At 70.0% G+C, this 16589-nt stretch carries 13 protein-coding genes; 8 read left to right on the plus strand and 5 right to left on the minus strand.

Annotation, left to right across the window (positions count from 1 at the left end):
• Positions 1-13 precede the first annotated feature (13 nt).
• The 8 genes from VT85_RS26180 to VT85_RS26215 all read left to right on the plus strand — a co-directional run bounded on the left by VT85_RS26180 (position 14) and on the right by VT85_RS26215 (position 9629).
• Positions 14-1678: a nitrite/sulfite reductase gene (locus tag VT85_RS26180; protein ID WP_068423108.1), complete on the plus strand. Its 1665-nt coding sequence runs from the start codon at positions 14-16 to the stop codon at positions 1676-1678.
• A gap of 82 nt (positions 1679-1760) precedes the next feature.
• Positions 1761-2585 (plus strand): phosphoadenylyl-sulfate reductase, encoded by an 825-nt coding sequence (locus tag VT85_RS26185; protein ID WP_068423169.1) that lies wholly within the window; start codon positions 1761-1763, stop codon positions 2583-2585.
• A 59-nt stretch (positions 2586-2644) separates the two neighbouring features.
• A complete protein-coding gene (locus tag VT85_RS26190; protein ID WP_068423111.1) occupies positions 2645-3097 on the plus strand; it encodes a hypothetical protein in 453 nt (150 codons plus the stop codon).
• A gap of 334 nt (positions 3098-3431) precedes the next feature.
• Positions 3432-4730: an HlyD family secretion protein gene (locus tag VT85_RS26195; RefSeq protein ID WP_068423114.1), complete on the plus strand. Its 1299-nt coding sequence runs from the start codon at positions 3432-3434 to the stop codon at positions 4728-4730.
• Entirely contained in the window at positions 4724-6400 is a 1677-nt protein-coding gene (locus VT85_RS26200; protein ID WP_156513223.1) for a TolC family protein, read from the plus strand. Before VT85_RS26195 ends, VT85_RS26200 begins: the two co-directional genes overlap by 7 nt.
• A 331-nt stretch (positions 6401-6731) precedes the next feature.
• Positions 6732-7478: a hypothetical protein gene (locus VT85_RS26205; RefSeq protein WP_068423120.1), complete on the plus strand. Its 747-nt coding sequence runs from the start codon at positions 6732-6734 to the stop codon at positions 7476-7478.
• A complete protein-coding gene (locus VT85_RS26210; protein ID WP_156513224.1) occupies positions 7475-7990 on the plus strand; it encodes a hypothetical protein in 516 nt (171 codons plus the stop codon). The genes VT85_RS26205 and VT85_RS26210 overlap by 4 nt, the downstream gene beginning before the upstream one ends.
• Entirely contained in the window at positions 7977-9629 is a 1653-nt protein-coding gene (locus VT85_RS26215) for an MFS transporter (protein WP_068423127.1), read from the plus strand. Before VT85_RS26210 ends, VT85_RS26215 begins: the two co-directional genes overlap by 14 nt.
• 36 nt (positions 9630-9665) lie before the next feature.
• Here the strand turns inward: VT85_RS26215 and VT85_RS26220 are convergent, their stop codons facing one another.
• From VT85_RS26220 to VT85_RS26240, 5 genes are all read right to left on the minus strand, one after another.
• On the minus strand, positions 9666-10319 hold the full coding sequence (locus VT85_RS26220; RefSeq protein ID WP_068423130.1) for a DUF1080 domain-containing protein: 654 nt from the start codon (positions 10317-10319) through the stop codon (positions 9666-9668).
• Between the two features lie 140 nt (positions 10320-10459).
• Positions 10460-11767: a DUF1552 domain-containing protein gene (locus tag VT85_RS26225; protein ID WP_068423134.1), complete on the minus strand. Its 1308-nt coding sequence runs from the start codon at positions 11765-11767 to the stop codon at positions 10460-10462.
• 61 nt (positions 11768-11828) lie between these two features.
• Positions 11829-14270 (minus strand): DUF1592 domain-containing protein, encoded by a 2442-nt coding sequence (locus tag VT85_RS26230; RefSeq protein ID WP_068423137.1) that lies wholly within the window; start codon positions 14268-14270, stop codon positions 11829-11831.
• A complete protein-coding gene (locus VT85_RS26235; RefSeq protein ID WP_068423139.1) occupies positions 14216-15913 on the minus strand; it encodes a DUF1587 domain-containing protein in 1698 nt (565 codons plus the stop codon). Before VT85_RS26235 ends, VT85_RS26230 begins: the two co-directional genes overlap by 55 nt.
• Complete coding sequence (locus VT85_RS26240; RefSeq protein WP_068423141.1) at positions 15910-16587, minus strand: FadR/GntR family transcriptional regulator; 678 nt, start codon at positions 16585-16587, stop codon at positions 15910-15912. Before VT85_RS26240 ends, VT85_RS26235 begins: the two co-directional genes overlap by 4 nt.
• Between the last annotated feature and the right edge of the window lie 2 nt (positions 16588-16589).

Raw genomic sequence — 16589 nt, forward strand, 5'->3', positions numbered from 1 at the left:
AGGGCCTTGCGAGATGGCAGATGAGGAACCCCAGGCGGCGCAACCGCGACGCCCGAATTTCCGGGCGCAGCGCCAGGCCACGCCTGAGGAGGTGCTCCGGCGCAACTACGTCGAGCGCGTCAAAAAGGAGCGATCCCCTTACGACCTCGCCGACGACTACGATCGGCTGGCGGCCGCCTCCTACGAGGACGTGCCCGAGGAGGACATGCTGCGGCTCCAGTGGCACGGCCTCTACCACGACAAGCCGAAGATCGGTTTCATGATGATGCGGATCAAGCTCCCCAACGGGATGCTGACGCCCGCCCGACTTCGGCTTCTCGGCGAGCTCGCCGAGCAATACGGTCGGAGCGTCGCCGAGCTGACCACCCGGCAGGACGTCCAGCTCCACTGGATCCAGCTCTCGGCGCTGCCGGAGATCCTCGCGCGGCTCGACGGGGCCGGCCTGACAACTCGCGGCGGCTGCGGGGACGTGCTGCGGAACATCACCGGATGCCCGGCCTCCGGGGTCGACGCCGAGCAGCGGTTCGACGCGACGGCGGTGGTCCTGGAGGCGCATCGGCGGTTCTCCGGCAACCCGGACTTCGGCGACCTGCCCCGCAAGCACAAGTGGTCGATCTCGGCCTGCCCGTACCACTGCAACGGGCCGGAGGTCCATGACGTCGCCCTGGTCGGCACTCACCAGGACGGATGGCCGGGGTTCGCCGTCTGGGTCGGCGGCGGCCTGTCCTCGTCCCCCCGGATCGGCAAATCGCTGGGCGTCTTCGTGGCCCCGGACGAGGCCCTGGACGTCCCCCGGGCGATCATGCAAGTCTGGAGCGCGGACCTGAACTACCGGATGTCCCGGGCGAAGGCCCGGTTCAAGTTCATGGTCGACGACCACGGCCCGGCGAAGATCCGGGAGCTGGTCGAGGCGCAGCTCGGCCGTCGCCTGACCGACCTCGAGGAGGACCCCCGCCCGATCGGCCGGACCGACCACATGGGGGTGCGCCCGCAGGTTCAACCGGGGCTCTTCTACATCGGCTTCCCGGTCCATCTCGGCCAGCTCCGAGCCGAGCAGATGATCCGGACCGCCGAGGTCGCCGAGTCGCTCGGCGGCGAGATCCGCCTGACCCGCGAGCAGAACCTGATCCTCACCGGGGTCCCCGAGGCCCGCGTCGAGGAGACCCTGGCCCGGATGCGCGACGAGGCCGAACTGTCGCTGGACGTCAACCCGATCCGGGGCCACAGCATCGGCTGCACCGGCGAGCCGCACTGCAACTTCGCGGTGGGCGAGACCAAGGGGAAGCTCGGCGAGATCATCGAGCACCTGGAGGGGCGGCTGGGCGCGGCGGCGGCCGACCTGCGGCTCCATCTCGACGGCTGCCCGCACGCCTGCGGCCAGCACTGGGTCGGCGACATCGGCATCCAGGGGACCACTCTCAAGATCGACGGAGTCCGGGAGGAGGCCTACGACCTGCTGCTTCGGGGCGGCCTCGGGGCCTCGGCGGGCGTCGGCAAGGCCGTCGTGCGCCGCGTCCCGAGCCGGGAGGTGAAGTATTACGTCGAGCGCCTGCTGATGGGCTATCTCAGCGACCGTCGGGACGGAGAGCCGATTCAGGCGTTCTTCTCCAGGTGGTCCGACGAGGAGCTCGCGGCCCTGGCCCGGGGGGACTCGCTGGCGATGAACTGGAACTTGTGACCGGGCCCCGACAAAGGCGCCCGCCCGACCCCGGGCGGGCCGCGGCCCCTTGAAGATCGAAGATCGCGGAGACGACGGCCTGATGAGCGGTTCAGCGGAGACGGAAGGGGATCAAGGATTCGTCATCGACGACTTCGAGGCCGGCGAGTTGGCCGTCGAGTTCGACGACAAGGAGCCGGAGGACCTGCTGGAGTGGGCCTTCGAGTGGTTCCACCCGAGGCTGGCGATCGTCACCAGCTTCCAGATCGACACGCTCGTGCTGCTCGACATGGCCTGGCAGATCAACCGCGACGTCCGGGTGATCACCGTCGACACCGGCCGCCTGCCCCAGGAGACCCACGACCTGATCGACCAGGTCCGCGCGAAGTACGAGATCGACGTCGAGGTGCGCTATCCCGAGACCATCCACGTCGAGGCGATGGTCCGGCGCAATGGCATGAACCTCTTCCGCGAGAGCGTGCCGAAGCGACTGCTCTGCTGCCACGTCCGCAAGGTCCTGCCACTGCAGCGGGCGCTCGAGGGCCTCGACGCCTGGATCACCGGCCTGCGGCGCGACCAGTGGGCCACCCGGTCCAACATCCGCAAGATCGACCTGGACCACGACCACGGCGGGATCGTCAAGCTCAACCCTCTGGCCGACTGGACCCACGACGACGTCTGGGAGTACGCCCGCAAGTACGACGTGCCGTGCCACCCCCTCTACGACCGGGGCTACACGAGCGTCGGCTGCATCCCCTGCACCCGGCCGATCCAGCCGGGCGAGGACAGTCGGGCCGGGCGCTGGTGGTGGGAGACCAACGCCCCGAAGGAATGCGGCATGCACTGCCCGATCGAGAGCGGCGGATTCGAGCACGAGGTCCACGCGATCCTCGGCGAGCAGGCGGAGCTTCGGAACCTCGGCAAGTGAGCCGACCATCTTCGCCGCCGGGGCCGCCCCCGGCGGCCCTTCGCCCGGAGCCCCCCGCCATGCACCTCGAGCCCGAGGATCAGGAGTACCTCCGAGCCGAGCTCTTGGCGTTCCTCGACCGCCTGGGCGACCCCGAGGCCCGCCGGCCGTACGACCCGCTGCCGGCCGCCGTCGAGGCGGCCGAGGTCCCCGACGACCTGCTCGAACCGCTGGGTCGGGTGCTCGATCTGAGCCTGAGCAGCGGTCGCCTGCGGAGGCTGCACGGGCCCGCCGCCGAGATGAGCGCCAATCGGCTCTTCCGGCGCACCCCGCAGGGCCGGGCGATCCGCGAGACGCTCGACGAGGCCAACCTGGCGCTGACCGGACTCCGGGGCCAGTCGATCCGCTCGATCGACTTCGCCCCCCGATCCCCAGGGACGCTCACGCTGAGCATCGAGACCGACCGCTGCCGCGCCCGGTTCGTCGTCGATGCGGCGGGCGTCCGCTGCCAGGGCGTGGAGCTGGACCTCTGATCTCGGCCACGTCGGCCTCGTCGCCACCGTAATCAGTATTACTGGCGCAATGAGATCTGATTGCCGATCTATCACAGTACTCGACACCGTCGCCGTCGGCACCGTCACGCGCATTTCGACGGCCTCCCGCCAGCGACCAGATTTGCCCATCCCGACGGCCCGACACGCGGCGAGGCCCGCGAATCAGGGGCCGATGCCGCGCCCGCAGGTCGATCCCGATCGCCACATCGACCCGCCGCGCTCGGAATGTCCGAATTCGAAGTCGCCGCGCATCGACCCCTTGACGGAGAAGGGGGAAACGCGGCGTCGCATCTCAACGACAGGACACTGATTCATGCCACGCCTTTGGGCCTCGGGGCGGTCCCGTTTGCTCCTGCTCATGACGACGCTGTCCTTCGGCGGCGCGGCGTCGTACTGGTGGTGGAACACCCGGACCGACGTGTACACGGACAACGCGTACGTGGTCTGCAACATCACGCCGATCGCCTCCAACGTGACCGGCCAGGTGGTCGCCCTGTTCGTCGACGACAACATGATCGTCCAGCCCGGCGACCCGATCGCCCAGATCAACCCGGTGGAGTTCCAGATCGCGGTCGACCAGGCGCTGGCCGGGTACTACCAGGCCGGCCACGCCGCCGAGGCCGCCGAGGTGACTACGGACTTCACCACAGACGACCGCAAGTCGCTGCTGGTCGCCGCCCAGGCCAAGCGCGCCGAGTCCGAGCAGATGGTCGAGGCCGCCCGGGTGGCCGTCCAGACGCACACCCGGCTCCACGAGAAGGAGAAGGAGGTGCTGGCCGCGCTGGAGGCGCAGATGCCGGGCCTGGAGGCGATGCGGCGGAACGCCCAGTATTACTACGAGCGCTTCAAGAGCCTGGCCGAGAGCGGCGACATCCCCGGCCAGGAGTTCGACAATCGCGACGCCGCCTACCGCGCGGCGGTCGCCAAGGTCGAGTCGCTGCACAGCGACATCAAGGGCGCCGAGCGCCAGGTCCTGGCCAGCGAGCTGGAGCTCCAGGAGGCGCGCGTCCGCCTCGAGCAGAGTCGCAAAGCCCTGGCCAACACCGACGCCACGGTCGGCCGGGCCCAGGCCGAGCAGATGCAGCTCACCGTGGCCGCCGACACGGCCCTGGCCCTGCGCAACGAGCAGGCGCTGGCGGAGGCCAAGCTGCGGCAGGCCAAGCTCGACCTGAGCAACACGCTGATCCGCGCCCCGAGGGCCGGGGTGATCGGCCGCCGCACCATCCAGGTCGGCAAGACGGTCGAGGCCAACAAACCCTTCCTCAGCATCGTCCCGCTCGACTTCGACAACCTCTGGATCGTCGCCAACTTGCGCGAGAATCAGATGCCCGACGTCCGGGTGGGCCAGCCGGTGAAGATCGCGGTCGACGCCGTCTCCGACCGGACGTTCGACGGCTGGGTCGAGAGCGTGGCGGGCGGGTCGGGGGCGGCCTTCTCGCTGTTCCCGCCGGACAACGCCACGGGCAACTTCGTCCGCGTGGTGCAGCGCCTGCCGGTGCGCATCCGGTTCGCGCACGAACAGAACGTCGAGAACCGCATACGGCCCGGCATGTCGACTCGGGTGACGATCGACACGACGCGATACGTCCGCAAGGGGGCGCACGAATGGTGAACCGTACCCGGGTCCGAGCGGTGGAATCCGCCGCCCCTGAACCGACCCCGAGGTCCCGCCGCCGGCGGCCGGCCTCGATGCTCGCGGCCCTCTTGTTCCTGGCCGGCGTCCCGAAGGGCCTCCGCGCCCAGGAGCCGCCCGCCGCGCCCGCCGCGCCCGCCGCGGTCGTCGAGCCCCCCGCCGCGACGTCCGGCGAGCCGGCCCCCCCGCCGGTCCCGTTGCGGCTGGACGACGCCATCCGGCAGAGCCTGGCCAACGTGGAGACGGTGCAGGCCAACGTCGCGGTGCAGACGGCCTCGGTGGCCCGCTTCGAGGCCTTGAAGGAGTTCGTCCCCCTGATCAACCTCCCCCAGCTGGCGGTGGCCTTCAACCAGCTGGGCGGCCCCGGCAAGATCCTCATCCTGCCCGACGTCACCGGCGGTGCCCTTTTGGAAGGGAGCCCCGGGCTCCAGCAGGCGGCGCTCAATCGCGCCAACCTGTACTTCCCACTGGCCCCGTCCGGCCACATCACGGCGCTGCCGATCGCCGAGGAGGGCGTCCACGCCAAGGTGCTGATGGAGCAGCTGGTCCGGCGCTCGCAGATGATGCTGGCGATCCAGGGCTATTACCAGGCCAAGCAGATCGACTACGGCATCCGCACCGCCCGGCTGGGCGTCGAGCTGGCGGCCGAGACCCTGGCCCTGACCCGCCGCAAGCTCAGCCAGGACCAGGCCCACGACGTCGAGGTCACCGAGGCCGCCGTCAGCCAGGACAAGGCCCGCGTCCTGCTCAGCGACCTGGAGAAGGAATCGCGGATCACCCGGCGCGAGCTGGCCGTCGTGCTCCATCAAAGCCGACTCCTCGTGCCGCAGCAGGCGGCGGTCGTCCCGATCCAGGCCGACTACGCCTACGGCTTCGACCTGGCCGACCCCGACGAAGTCGACCTCCGCTGGATGCCCGACTTCCCCGGCTCGCGCGAGGAGGCCGTCCAGCTCGCCAAGCAGCAGCGGGTGGACGTAAGGCTCCGCGTGGTGGGCCTGCGGATCGCCCGGCTCCAGCAAAAGCGGAGCGTCCTGGGCCTGCTCGGCGAGGGCCGCCTGCCGGCCGAGCTGGGATTCAAGAACACGAGCCCCGGCCGGAACGGCGGGATCACCCTGGGCGCGATCTTCGGCTCCACCTACGGCCTGCCGGTCGTCGACATCGGCCTCTGGTCGGGCATCCGGGAGGCCCGGCTCGACGTGATCCAGTCGCAGCTCGAGCTGGAGAAGGCCCTGATCGAGGTGGGCGTGGACGCCGGCAACACCTGGGATCGCTGGCAGCAGCGGATCCGCGAGTGGGAGCTGAGCGAGTCCGAGCTGAAGCTCCAGGAGGAGCTGCTGGAGCGGATCGAGCGGCTGTACGAGCAGAAGCAGGCGATCTGGGTCGAAGTGCTCGGCGCGCGGGTCAACCTGCTCCGGGCCGACGCCAACCGCTGGACCCAGTGGTACAACCTGCAGCTCGCCCGCTTCAACATCCTCCGCGCCACGGAGCAACTGCTCGACTACGTGGAGCGGAAGCGGATCACCCGGCTGACGGCCTGGCAGAAGCCGCCGCCGGAGGGGATCCGCGACCGATGGACGCCCTGGCTGGCGTCGAAGAAGAGCACACGGACGTCGCTCGAGCTGAAGGAGGGGAGCCATGCGAAACGGTAGGGAGCCGCGCGGGGATCATTCGGGCCGGGCCGCGGCCCCCGGCGGGCCGAGGCGGGCGAGGCTGCTGGCGGCCGCGGTCGGAGGGGCCTGCGCCCTCGGGCTGGCGGGGCCGGGCGGGGAGTGCGCCGCGCAGTCGCCGTTCTCCGGGACTCCTGCGCGAAGCGGGGCGTTCACGATCCCCACGTCGCCCTCGCCAGCGTCCCCTTTCTCGCAACCTCCGTCGCCCGGGAGGCCCACGCGGCCCTTGCCGCCTGGTGTGCCGTCTCCCTTCGCGCGGCCGTCGCCGCTGGGAAGCGACGGACTCCCGGGTCTGCCCGTCGGGACGCCGGAGTTGCGAGGGCTCCCGCTGCCGCTCGTGGGCGGCGAGGACGAGGACCGTCGGGACGAGCTGCCGCCCCGGCCGGAGGTGGCGCCTGAGCTGTCGGCGGCGCCGACCGAGCCCGTCCCACGGTCCGCCCCGGTCCTGCTCAGGGCGGGCCTGACCGTGACCCTGCGGGTCTGCCAGTTGCTGCCGAAGGACGGCTTCAGCCCCGGGGAACGGCTGCTCAATGGCCGGCCCCCGATCCAGCCGGGCGATTGCTTCCTGGCCGAGGTGCTCGACCCGGACCCCCACCACCCGGTCCTGGTGGGGGGCACGGTGAGGGAGATCACGCCCCCCGGCCGGTTCGGCCGGCCCGGATACGTCAGCATCCAGATGACCCAGCTGGTCCAGGGCTCCGAGGGGAGGACCGGCCTGGCCCCCTGGCGGATGGACCTAGCCGACCGCCGCTTCGCCACCCGGATGCGCCGCGCCCTGTTGACGACCCTGCTGGGCCTGGAGGGGGCGGGGACCGGGGCCAGCATCGGGGCGCAATTCTCGGGCGGCAACATGTCGTTCATCGGCGGGGGGATGGGCGTCGGGGCCCTCGTGGGCCTCGGCTACGCCACCCTCCAACGCGGCACCGAGGCCAACCTCGAGCCGGGCGACACGTTCCAGATCGTCGTGGGGACTACCGAGTATCGACCGGTCTCCCGCGAATGGCAGACCATCCTCTATCCGGCCGCCGACCCGGGCGCCGGGAAGGTGAAAAAACGATGACGGCGGTTCAGATTCGCTGGCGGCTCCTCCTGGCGGCCCTGTCGATCACGGGCCTCGGCGCAGCAGGGTGTCGGCCTGTGAAGGCCCCGGCGGGCGCGCTTCCGCCGGCTTACACATCCAACCAGATCACCGACCCGGCGCTCGTCGCCGTCGCCGAAGGGATCAAGACCTGGGGCGCGGCGCAGGTCGACGCCGGCGGTAAGCCGCTGTACAGCCGGGTCGAGGTCCTCTCCCCGGTGCCCATCGTGCAGCCGTACGGCGTCGGCGTCTTCCAGCAGGAGCTGCGGCTGCCGGTGATCTTCACCACGGGGCCGGGCTGGTCCGGCCATGGCCTCGCGGAGAAGGAGGCCGCCGTCGCGCTAGCGTTCGAGCATATCTCGGCGGTGCTGAAAGACCTCGAACGCGAGCCGCCCCTCCAGCCGACCCTGACCGTTCAGACCCCGCAAGGCATGGAACTCACCTGGATCAACCGTCTCGACCCGAACGGAAAAAACGTGCATGGCGACGACTGAGGACGGCTGGGAGAACTCCGACGACGTCGGAACAGGCCGGGAGCCCGGCAGCGGGGCGGCGGGGAGGCCTTCCATGCCGTCCCGGGCCGCGAGCGTCCTGCTGGAGGGCCGACCGCTGGTGGGATTCGTGGCCGTCCTGCTCACCACGGGCGGCCACACGATGAACCTTCGCGAGTTGGGCGTGAGCCGGGGCTGGGTGGCCGCCGAGGTCTACGTCCTCCAGTCCTGCTACCTCTTCTGTCTGGCCCTGACGATGCTCGCCTGCCCGACCCTGGGGCGCGGCTGGTCCGCTCGCCGCGTGATGCTGTGGGGACTGGTGCTGGCGATGCTCGGCCCGGTCCTGAACGTCGTCGAGATCTGGGAGCCCCTGCTGGACTCTCTGGCCGGTCGAGCGCTGGCCGGCGTGGGGGCCGGCATGGTGATCTACTTCGCCCCGAACCTGCTCGGCCCCCAATGGGAGGGTCCGCTGGCCTGGTCCGTCATCCTCTGCCCCGTCGTCGGCCCGGGGGTCATCTCGGCCGCCACCATGACGTACGAGTCCTCGGACTGGCAGCACGGTTTCATATTCGAAGGCGCCATCGCCGCGATCGGCCTGCTGGTGCTGTGGTCGACGGCGGGGACGCCCGAATCCCGCTCGCGATCGCCCCGGGGATCGCTGGCCTACTTCCCCGGCCTGGTCGTGGCGTCGGCCTCGCTGGTCTACGTTCTGCACTGGGGGCAGCTGCACGGCTGGATGGAAGGCCCCGATATCACGGCCGCGACGGCCCTCGGCGCCGCTGCCGCGGTCGTCTCGCTCTACCTGGCCTGGCCCCAGCTGGACTGGCGGATCCTGGGCGAGAACTGGGTCCGGCTGGCCTTGTTCTTCTTCGGCGGCGTCTGCCAGTTCTTCCACGCCTACATCATGAACGTCTACGGCGGGACGATGGTCAACCTCAGCTCCTGGCAACGCGCCTGGCTGATCTGGCCCTTGCCGATCGGGATCGCCACGTCGCTTTTCGCCGCCGCCCTGCTCATCCCCCACCTGCGCCGGCGACGCGGCCGCGTGGTCCTGGGGCTGCCGGTGGCGATCGTCGGCCTGCTGCTGCTCTCCGCCGGCCTCGACGCCTGCTATCGGTGCATGATGGAATGGCCCTACTGGAGCATCCGCGACGTCGTCGACCTGAACTGGTTCTCGGCGCCGGGGCAATGGGAGTTGGCCCCGGGGCGTTTCCTGATGGGGACGGGCATCGGCCTCTTCATGGCCGCGATGGACGCGCAGTTCAGCCCCGACCCGGAGCGCGAGGAGGTCGTCCGACCGTTCCTGAACGTCGTCCAGTTCATCGGCGGTGGGATCGCCGCCGCCGTGCTCATCAATTTCATGATCATCGGCCACAAAGTCCACTACTCTTACTCGGCCGACCGCGACACCATCCAGGCCGAGGAGTTGTCGCAGCGCGGCGACCTCCTGACCGACGTCCTCCGCCAGGCCGGCCAGGACGCGCCGGAGCAATCATCGCAATTGCTGATGTATCGATTTGTGAACTACGAGGCCGACAACCTGATGTTCGCGACCATCTTCGCCGCGTTCCTCCTCGCCGCGCTCGTCGTGGTCGGCTTCTTCTCCGGGCTGTGGATCTGGCGCGGGCTGCACCGAACCTGATCGAGGACGCCCCCGCCTGGGCGGGAGGCGTCGGCGTCACTCGCCCAGGGGCGTCAGGACGATGTTGCGGAACTCGATGGGCGCCCCTTCGGACTGGAGCGAGATCGCTCCTCGGCGCACGCTGCAATTCGTCGCCTCGTTCACCAGATCACCGTTGACCTTCACCCGGATGGTGTCGCCCTTGCAGGTGATTTCCATGCGGTTCCATTCGCCGACCGGCTTCTCGGAGTCGTCGGTCAGGTTCTTATGGCGGCGATCCTCCTTGCGATTCGCCTCGTCGGGAACGTCGAGTTCGGTGCCGATGACCCAGAAGTCTCCCGCGTTGTCCTTGGCGAGCTGGACCTCGATCGACTTCGGCCAGACGCCCAGCGCCCGGGGCGTCGAGGTGTGCACGAGCACGCCGTTGTTCCCCGACTTCGCCCCCTCCGGCCAGCGCCACTCGACCGACAGGTCGTAGTCGGCGTACTCCTTGTCCGTCTTGAGGTAGCCGACTGGCTTGCCGGTGCACTTCAGCAGGCCGTCGACGACGCTCCAGGTCCCGGCCGGGTCGACCCCGTCCTGGTCGAACACCGCCGTCCAGCCGGCCAGATCCTTGCCGTTGAACAGCCGCGTCGGCTCCTGTTGAGCGAGAGCATAGGCCGGGAACGCCAGAGCGGCGAACAGGGCGGCGAAAGTCAGGGCGCGTCTCATGGCGGTTTCCTCGAAGGCGTCGGGAGGGAGAGTCCACGAAGGCTCCTCGACGCCGGGGTCCGACCCGTCGGGTCGCCCCGGCGTCGTGCGCGGATTATAACCGCCGAATGCGACGCCCGCACCGCCTCGCCGGACCCACGTCAGATCTCGCCGAGTGGCTCGGTCGAGTCGCCGAAGGCGTCGAGGTGGAGGCCGGCCTTGTCGAGCATGGAGAGGTACAGGCTGCACATCTTGCGGTTGGGCGACTTGAGGTAGTCGAGCACGCGACCCCCCTGGAGCTTGCCGCCTCCCCCGCCGACGAGGACCACGGGGAGCTGGGTGGCGTCGTGGGTGCCGCCGGAGAGCATGCTCGAGCAGAGCATGAGCATCGTGTTGTCGAGCGCGGTACGCTCGCCTTCCTGGGTCGCGTCCAGCTTGCGAGCGATGTAGGCGAGCTGGGCGGTGAAGAGCTGGTTGACCTTCAGCCAGTCGGGGGTGTCGGCGTGCGACAGCAGGTGGTGGATCATGTAATCCACGCCGAGCTGGGGGAACCGCAACGAGCTGTGGTCGTTGTTGAGCTTGAGCGTGGTGACGCGGGTGGCGTCGGTCTGGAAGCCGAGGACGAGGATGTCGCACATCAGCCGCATGTGCTCGCTGATGTCCTGCGGCACGCCGTCGGCCGGGCGGGGGACGTTCGGCTCGGCGAGGGTCGGCTTCCAGCCTTGCAGCTCGCCGCGCATCCCGGCGCGCTCGATCCGCTGTTCGACCTCGCGGACGGACTCCAGGTACTCGTCGAGCTTGCGGCGGTCGGCCAGGCTGACGTCGCGGCGGAAGTCGTTCGCGTCGGCGAGCACGGCGTCGAGGACGCTCTGGTCGCCCCGGCGGGCCTCGTCCTTGAACAGGCGGTCGAACGCCAGCGCGGGGAACAGCTCCAGAGGCGTCGGGCTGGTGGGCGAGCTCCACGAGATGTGGGAGCTGTAGAGCATCGAGTAATTCTTATGCACCGACGGGTTCGCCTGCTCGCAGCCGAGCACCAGGCTGGGGACCTTGGTGGCCCCGGCGTGGCTCTGGGCGAGGAGCTGGTCGAAGCTCGTGCCCGAGCGGATCTCGCCCCCGGAGGCCAGCGGCGCGCCCGAGAGCAGGTTTCCGGTCTGCGAGCTGTGGATGTTCCCCTTCAGGGCTTCCTCGTTGTAGAGGCCCTTGATGAAGACCAGCTTCTCGCGGAAGTCGTGGAGCGGAGCGAGCACCTGGCCCAGCTCCATGTCCTTCCCTTCGCCCTTCGCCCACCACTCCTTGCCGTGGAAGCCGTTGCCGGCGAACAGGACGCCCACCCGCACCGGGGCCTCGCTCGCCGGCCGGACCGTCGCCGACTCAAGGCCCCACACGTTGCGCGATTCGAGCCACGGCAGCGACATCGTGACGCCCACGCCCCGCAGGAACGTGCGACGGGAGAACTGGGGGTTCGGCATGGGACACCTCGAAGGTCGGGGAGGAGGATGAAGGAAAGGGCGACGCGTGCGTCGAGGTCGGTCAGGGGGCCTCGGCGACCACGGTCCCGGCCCCGCGAAGCTCGCGAAACTGCCGGCTGCGGACGATCGCGTCGACCGCGGCCGAGACCCGATGTTGCTCCGATTCGAGGCGTCGCTGGATTTCGTCGAGCAGGGGCTCGTCCGAAAGCTGCACGCCCCTCCCCAGCGCGTAGCCGAGGAGCTTCTTGCAGAACTGGCGCTCGATCGCGTCGCGACGGCTCGTCAGCAGGTAATCGCGAAGGCCGTCCCCGCCGACGAATTCGGAGCCGTCCAGGACCTTCGCGCGGGCGTCGACCGGCTGGCCCGAGACGTCGCGCTCGCGGAATCGGCCGATCGCGTCGTAGGCTTCGAGAGAGAACCCATAAGGGTCCATCTTCGCATGACAGCCGGCGCAGCGGACGTCGCGGGTGTGTTTCTCGACGAGTTGACGGACCGAGAGGCCACCCCCCGCCTCCTCGTCGTCGGGCAACAGCGGGATGTCCTTGGGCGGCTTGGGGGTGGGCTCGCCGAGCAGGACCTCGGTGATCCAGTTGCCGCGGAGGATCGGGCTGGTCCGCGACGCCCCGGACTGCTTCGCCAGGGTCGCCGAGAGGCCCAGGATGCCGCCCCGTCCGTACTTCCGAACCCCGTCCACTCGCCGCCACTCGGGACCGCTCACGCCGGGGATCGCGTAGTGGCCGGCCAGCGCCTCGTTCAGGAACGCATGGTCGGCGTCGTAGATCGAAAGGACCGACGCGTCGCTCTGGAACAGGTCGGCGAAGAAGAGGATCGCTTCTTCATACATCGCCCCCTTGAGGGCGGAGAAGGTCGGAAAGTGGCGTTCGCTCTTCTCGTCCTGCGCGTCGAAATCATAGATATGCAGCCACTGACATGCGAACTCCTCGGCCAGTCGCCGCGCGTCGGGGGATCGCAGAAGTCGCTTCGCCTGGGCCGCGAGGACGTCGGGGTCGCGCAGGCGGCCGGACGCGGCGGCCTCGCGAAGCTCGGCGTCTGGGGCCGACGACCGCAGGAAGTAGCTCAGGCGGTTGGCCAGCTCCCAGTCGGAGACGGGGCCCGACTCCGTCCCCTCGGGCGCTTTCTCCAAACGGTACAGGAAGTTCGGAGAGACGAGGATCCGGGCCATCGCCAGGCGGAGGGCTTCGTCGTGGGGGATCTCCTCTACCCGAAGTCGGGCGTAGAGGTCGCGCAGGTCGCGCCCCTCCTGCTCCGTCGTCGGCCGACGATACGCCTGCGAGGCGAACGCGACCAGGGCGTCGAGCTGCCGGGGTTCGGCGTCGACGAGCGCCTTGCGGAAGGCTTCGGCATGCTCGTGGATCGGCTTGCGGAAGGGCTCGAACAATCGGGGGTCGCTGTCCTGGGTCGCGTACTCCATGAGCTGCGCGAAGGCGTCGACCTGGGCCAGGGCGTCCTGACTGATGAAGTGAAGCTCCTCCCAAAGACGGTCCAACCTCGCGGTCTCGCTCTCGTCGAGCATCAGCCGGCGAAGGGGCTCGTCCTCGCGGTGGAACAGCGTCAAGGTCACCACCTCGTCGACCGGGACGATCTTCTCGTAACAGAGGGCCGGCGGGAACCATCGCCGAAACTCGTCGAAGGCGGCCTTGAGGCGGGCCGCGGCCGGATCGCCGGTCACCAGAACCGGGGCGTCGGGACGGAGCCCGACGGCGAGCGCAGGGGCTTCGGTCGAGATCCGAAGCTGGACGAAATCATCGCCCCCCTCCAGCGGCCGGACGATCCCCGTGCCGATCAGCTCGGCGCCCGCGACCAGCTCGGAAGGGAGCCGCACCGCGAGGGCCGAAGGGCTCCGCACGGCCAGGTCCTCGGGGGCGATCCCGTCCGCGACGGCCCCGGGACCGAACGCGACGGGGTCGAGGCCCCAGGTCGAATCGGCAGGTATCGGGCCGTTCCCCGGCCGGGCGGAAACGATCGGGCCCCCCAGCGACGTCAGATGATGATACAGCGCCACGTCGGCCGCCTCGGCCCCGGCGGGACCGGCGGTCAGCAGCCGTTGCACCTGCTCGGCGATCGCCTTCTTCTCCTCGGCGCCCGGCGTCGACAGCCAGCGGAAGAGGAGCGAGCCCGGGGGCAGGATGAGGCCGTCGGCGTCCTTGTCGGGCTCGCGGAAGGCGTGCCAGACGGACGCGTTCCCGAAGCCGTCGGCGTGCGGGTTCGCCGCCAGGGCGTCGCCGGTCACGTCCCGCGCCAGGTCCCAGGACCGCCCCCCTGCTCCGGCCTCGGAAACGGTCAGATCGACGGAGGTCAGGTCGCAGGCGTGGTTGCCGTCGCGCGGGGCGATCACGAGCGCGATCAGGTCGCCGGAGCCCAGGGCGATCGGGCCGAAGGGTCCGGCCTTGATCGGCGTCGCGCCGGCGGTGGCGCCCTCGGCGAGGATCAGCCGCGCGGCCCCCGGCGCATCTCCAGCCGCCAGGCCGTGCCGTTGCCGCATCCCGTATGGACGTGCTTCACCTCGGCCTGGACCTGATAGCCGCCGGCCGTCGGGCAGAGCCAGCCCACGCCGGCTCGGAGCGTCGGCGAGGGATGTGCGGCCACGCCGCGCCCCTTCAGCTCGCCGGGGATGTTGACGGTCCGGTCCGAGCCGTTGGCGACGATCGAGGGGGTCTCGGGCGATCCCCAGCCGTTCACGAAGTCGAACCCGCCGACGCTTTCGAGACGCTGGGTGAAGAGGTCGAGCGCGACTGTCGAGCCCGTGCCGATCCCCAGGCATTCCAGCCACGACCCCAGGATCTCCGGGTCGACCCCGTGCTTTCGCGCCAGGGCTTCGCGATCGAGGGCCTTCGGGTCGGTCGCGGCCTCGGCCTCGGCCGCCGCCTCCAGGCACTTCGCGGCCGTCGAGACGACCTGTTCGCGACGCGCGGCCATCCCTTCGGCGATGGCGCGGACGTCGCGCAAGGCGACCTCGGGACGGCCCGGCCGGGCGATCCGCAGGTTCTCCCAGACGACGACGTTGGGACGCATCGGGCCGTCCGCCGTCAGATGGATCGTGACCTCGCGGGCGGCGGGCGAATCCGGGAACTTGAAGCGGACGTCCTGGCGGGTGACGACGGGGTCGATCGCGGCGACCCACGGTTTCATGTGGCCGACGGATTGAAACTTCGTCAGGCCCTGCTGCCAACGCGCGACCTCGGCCGCGAGCGCCGGGGCGTCGCCCGGCCCGGCCGTCTTCCAGCGGGCGCGAAGCGGGTCCAGCAGCGGGGACGGCTCGCCGCCGTCGAGCAGCGCCGCGAGGGCCGCGAGATGACGAGCGTTGAGCCCGCGACGCCGGGCTACCGTCACGTAAGTCTCCCGCCCCTCGCCGACCGCCCTACGCTCCTCGAGCGCGGCGGCGAGATACTTCTCCAGGGGGAGCCGCCCCTCGGCGTCGGCGTACTCGGCGTAGAGGGCGCGGATCGAGGCCAGCAACTCGTCGGTCCAGTCGCGTCGGGTCTCGCCCGGCGAGAACCGAATCCCGTCCGGGAGCAGGACGGCGTGGGCGGCGATCCGCTTGGCGGCGTCGAGATACTTCCCGAGCATCGCCGGCGACATCGACAAGGCGTTGCCCGCGTTCGTGAACCCTTCGCCCGCCGCGCCGTCGGCCGGGAACTCGCGAGCCGGCTGGAGGTCGAGGCCGATCAGATCCTTGAGCGTATAAGTGTATTGCGCGTTGTTGAGGCGACGCAGGACGACCGGCCCGGGGTCTCCGGCGTTGGCGTAGGCCTCGGCCTTGAGATAGCGGGCGGTCCAACCGCGAAGCGTTCCGCGTTCCTCGGCCGTCGGCTGGTCGGCATCCTTCGGGGGCATCTCGCCGCCGTCGAGCATCTCGACGACCTTCCGCCAGGACCCGGGGGACCGGCGGACGTCTTCAATCTTCGCGAAGGCTTCGAGGTCGAGGTCCCCTTCCTTCTCCTCGGTGGAATGGCAGTCGAGGCAGAACCGCCCGAGCAAGGGCCGAACCTCGTTCGCGTATTCCTTCGCCAGCACGTCGAACGAATCGGGGTCGGCCGACTCGGCGGTCGCGGCCGTGAGTAAGAGCGGGAGGACGGCCCCGGTCGCGATGCCGCGCAGCCGCCGGAAGCAAGGGAAGGGCCTCACGGGGTCGTCTCCAGGAAGTTGCGATGATTCTCGATATGGACGCGCACCTCGCGATCGGCCTCGACGAGGTCGCCGGCCTTGAGGGCGTCGATGATGATCTGATGGCCCCGGACGGCGTCGGCGAGATTCAGATATTCCCCGAAGCGCCGGAAGAAGACCGCGAGGAGGTCGCCGAACGCCATGAACGGCGTCAGGCCGCTCGCGGCGATCAGCTCGTGATGGAAAGCTCGGTCCAACTCGACGCCCGCCTGGAGCGACTCGGCCTGGCCGAGACGCCGGTTGATGGCGTCGAGCGACTCATAGAGCGACGGGTCGCGCTCCATCCTCCGGACCACGTGCGGCAGGACGCCCGCCTCCAGCACGACCCGAGTGTCGATGAGCACGGCGGGGGGCACGTCCTGGAGCGCCGGATGGAAGCCGAGATACTCCGTGACCCGGTCCATGTCGACCTGGCCGACGCTCAGCCCACGCCCCGGGCGGGCCTCGACAATGCCCAGGAACTCCAGCGACTTCGTCGCTTCGCGGAGGCTCAGCCGACTCACGCCGAACCGCCTGGCCAGGTCGGTCTCCGTCGGCAGACGATCCCCAGGCTTGAGGTTCGCCTCCACGATGTACGACTTGAGCCGTCCGGCGACGACGTCGCGGAGCTTGGGCCTCGCCACGGTGTTCAGCATGC

This window comes from Planctomyces sp. SH-PL62 (assembly GCF_001610895.1).
Taxonomy (GTDB): domain Bacteria; phylum Planctomycetota; class Planctomycetia; order Isosphaerales; family Isosphaeraceae; genus Paludisphaera.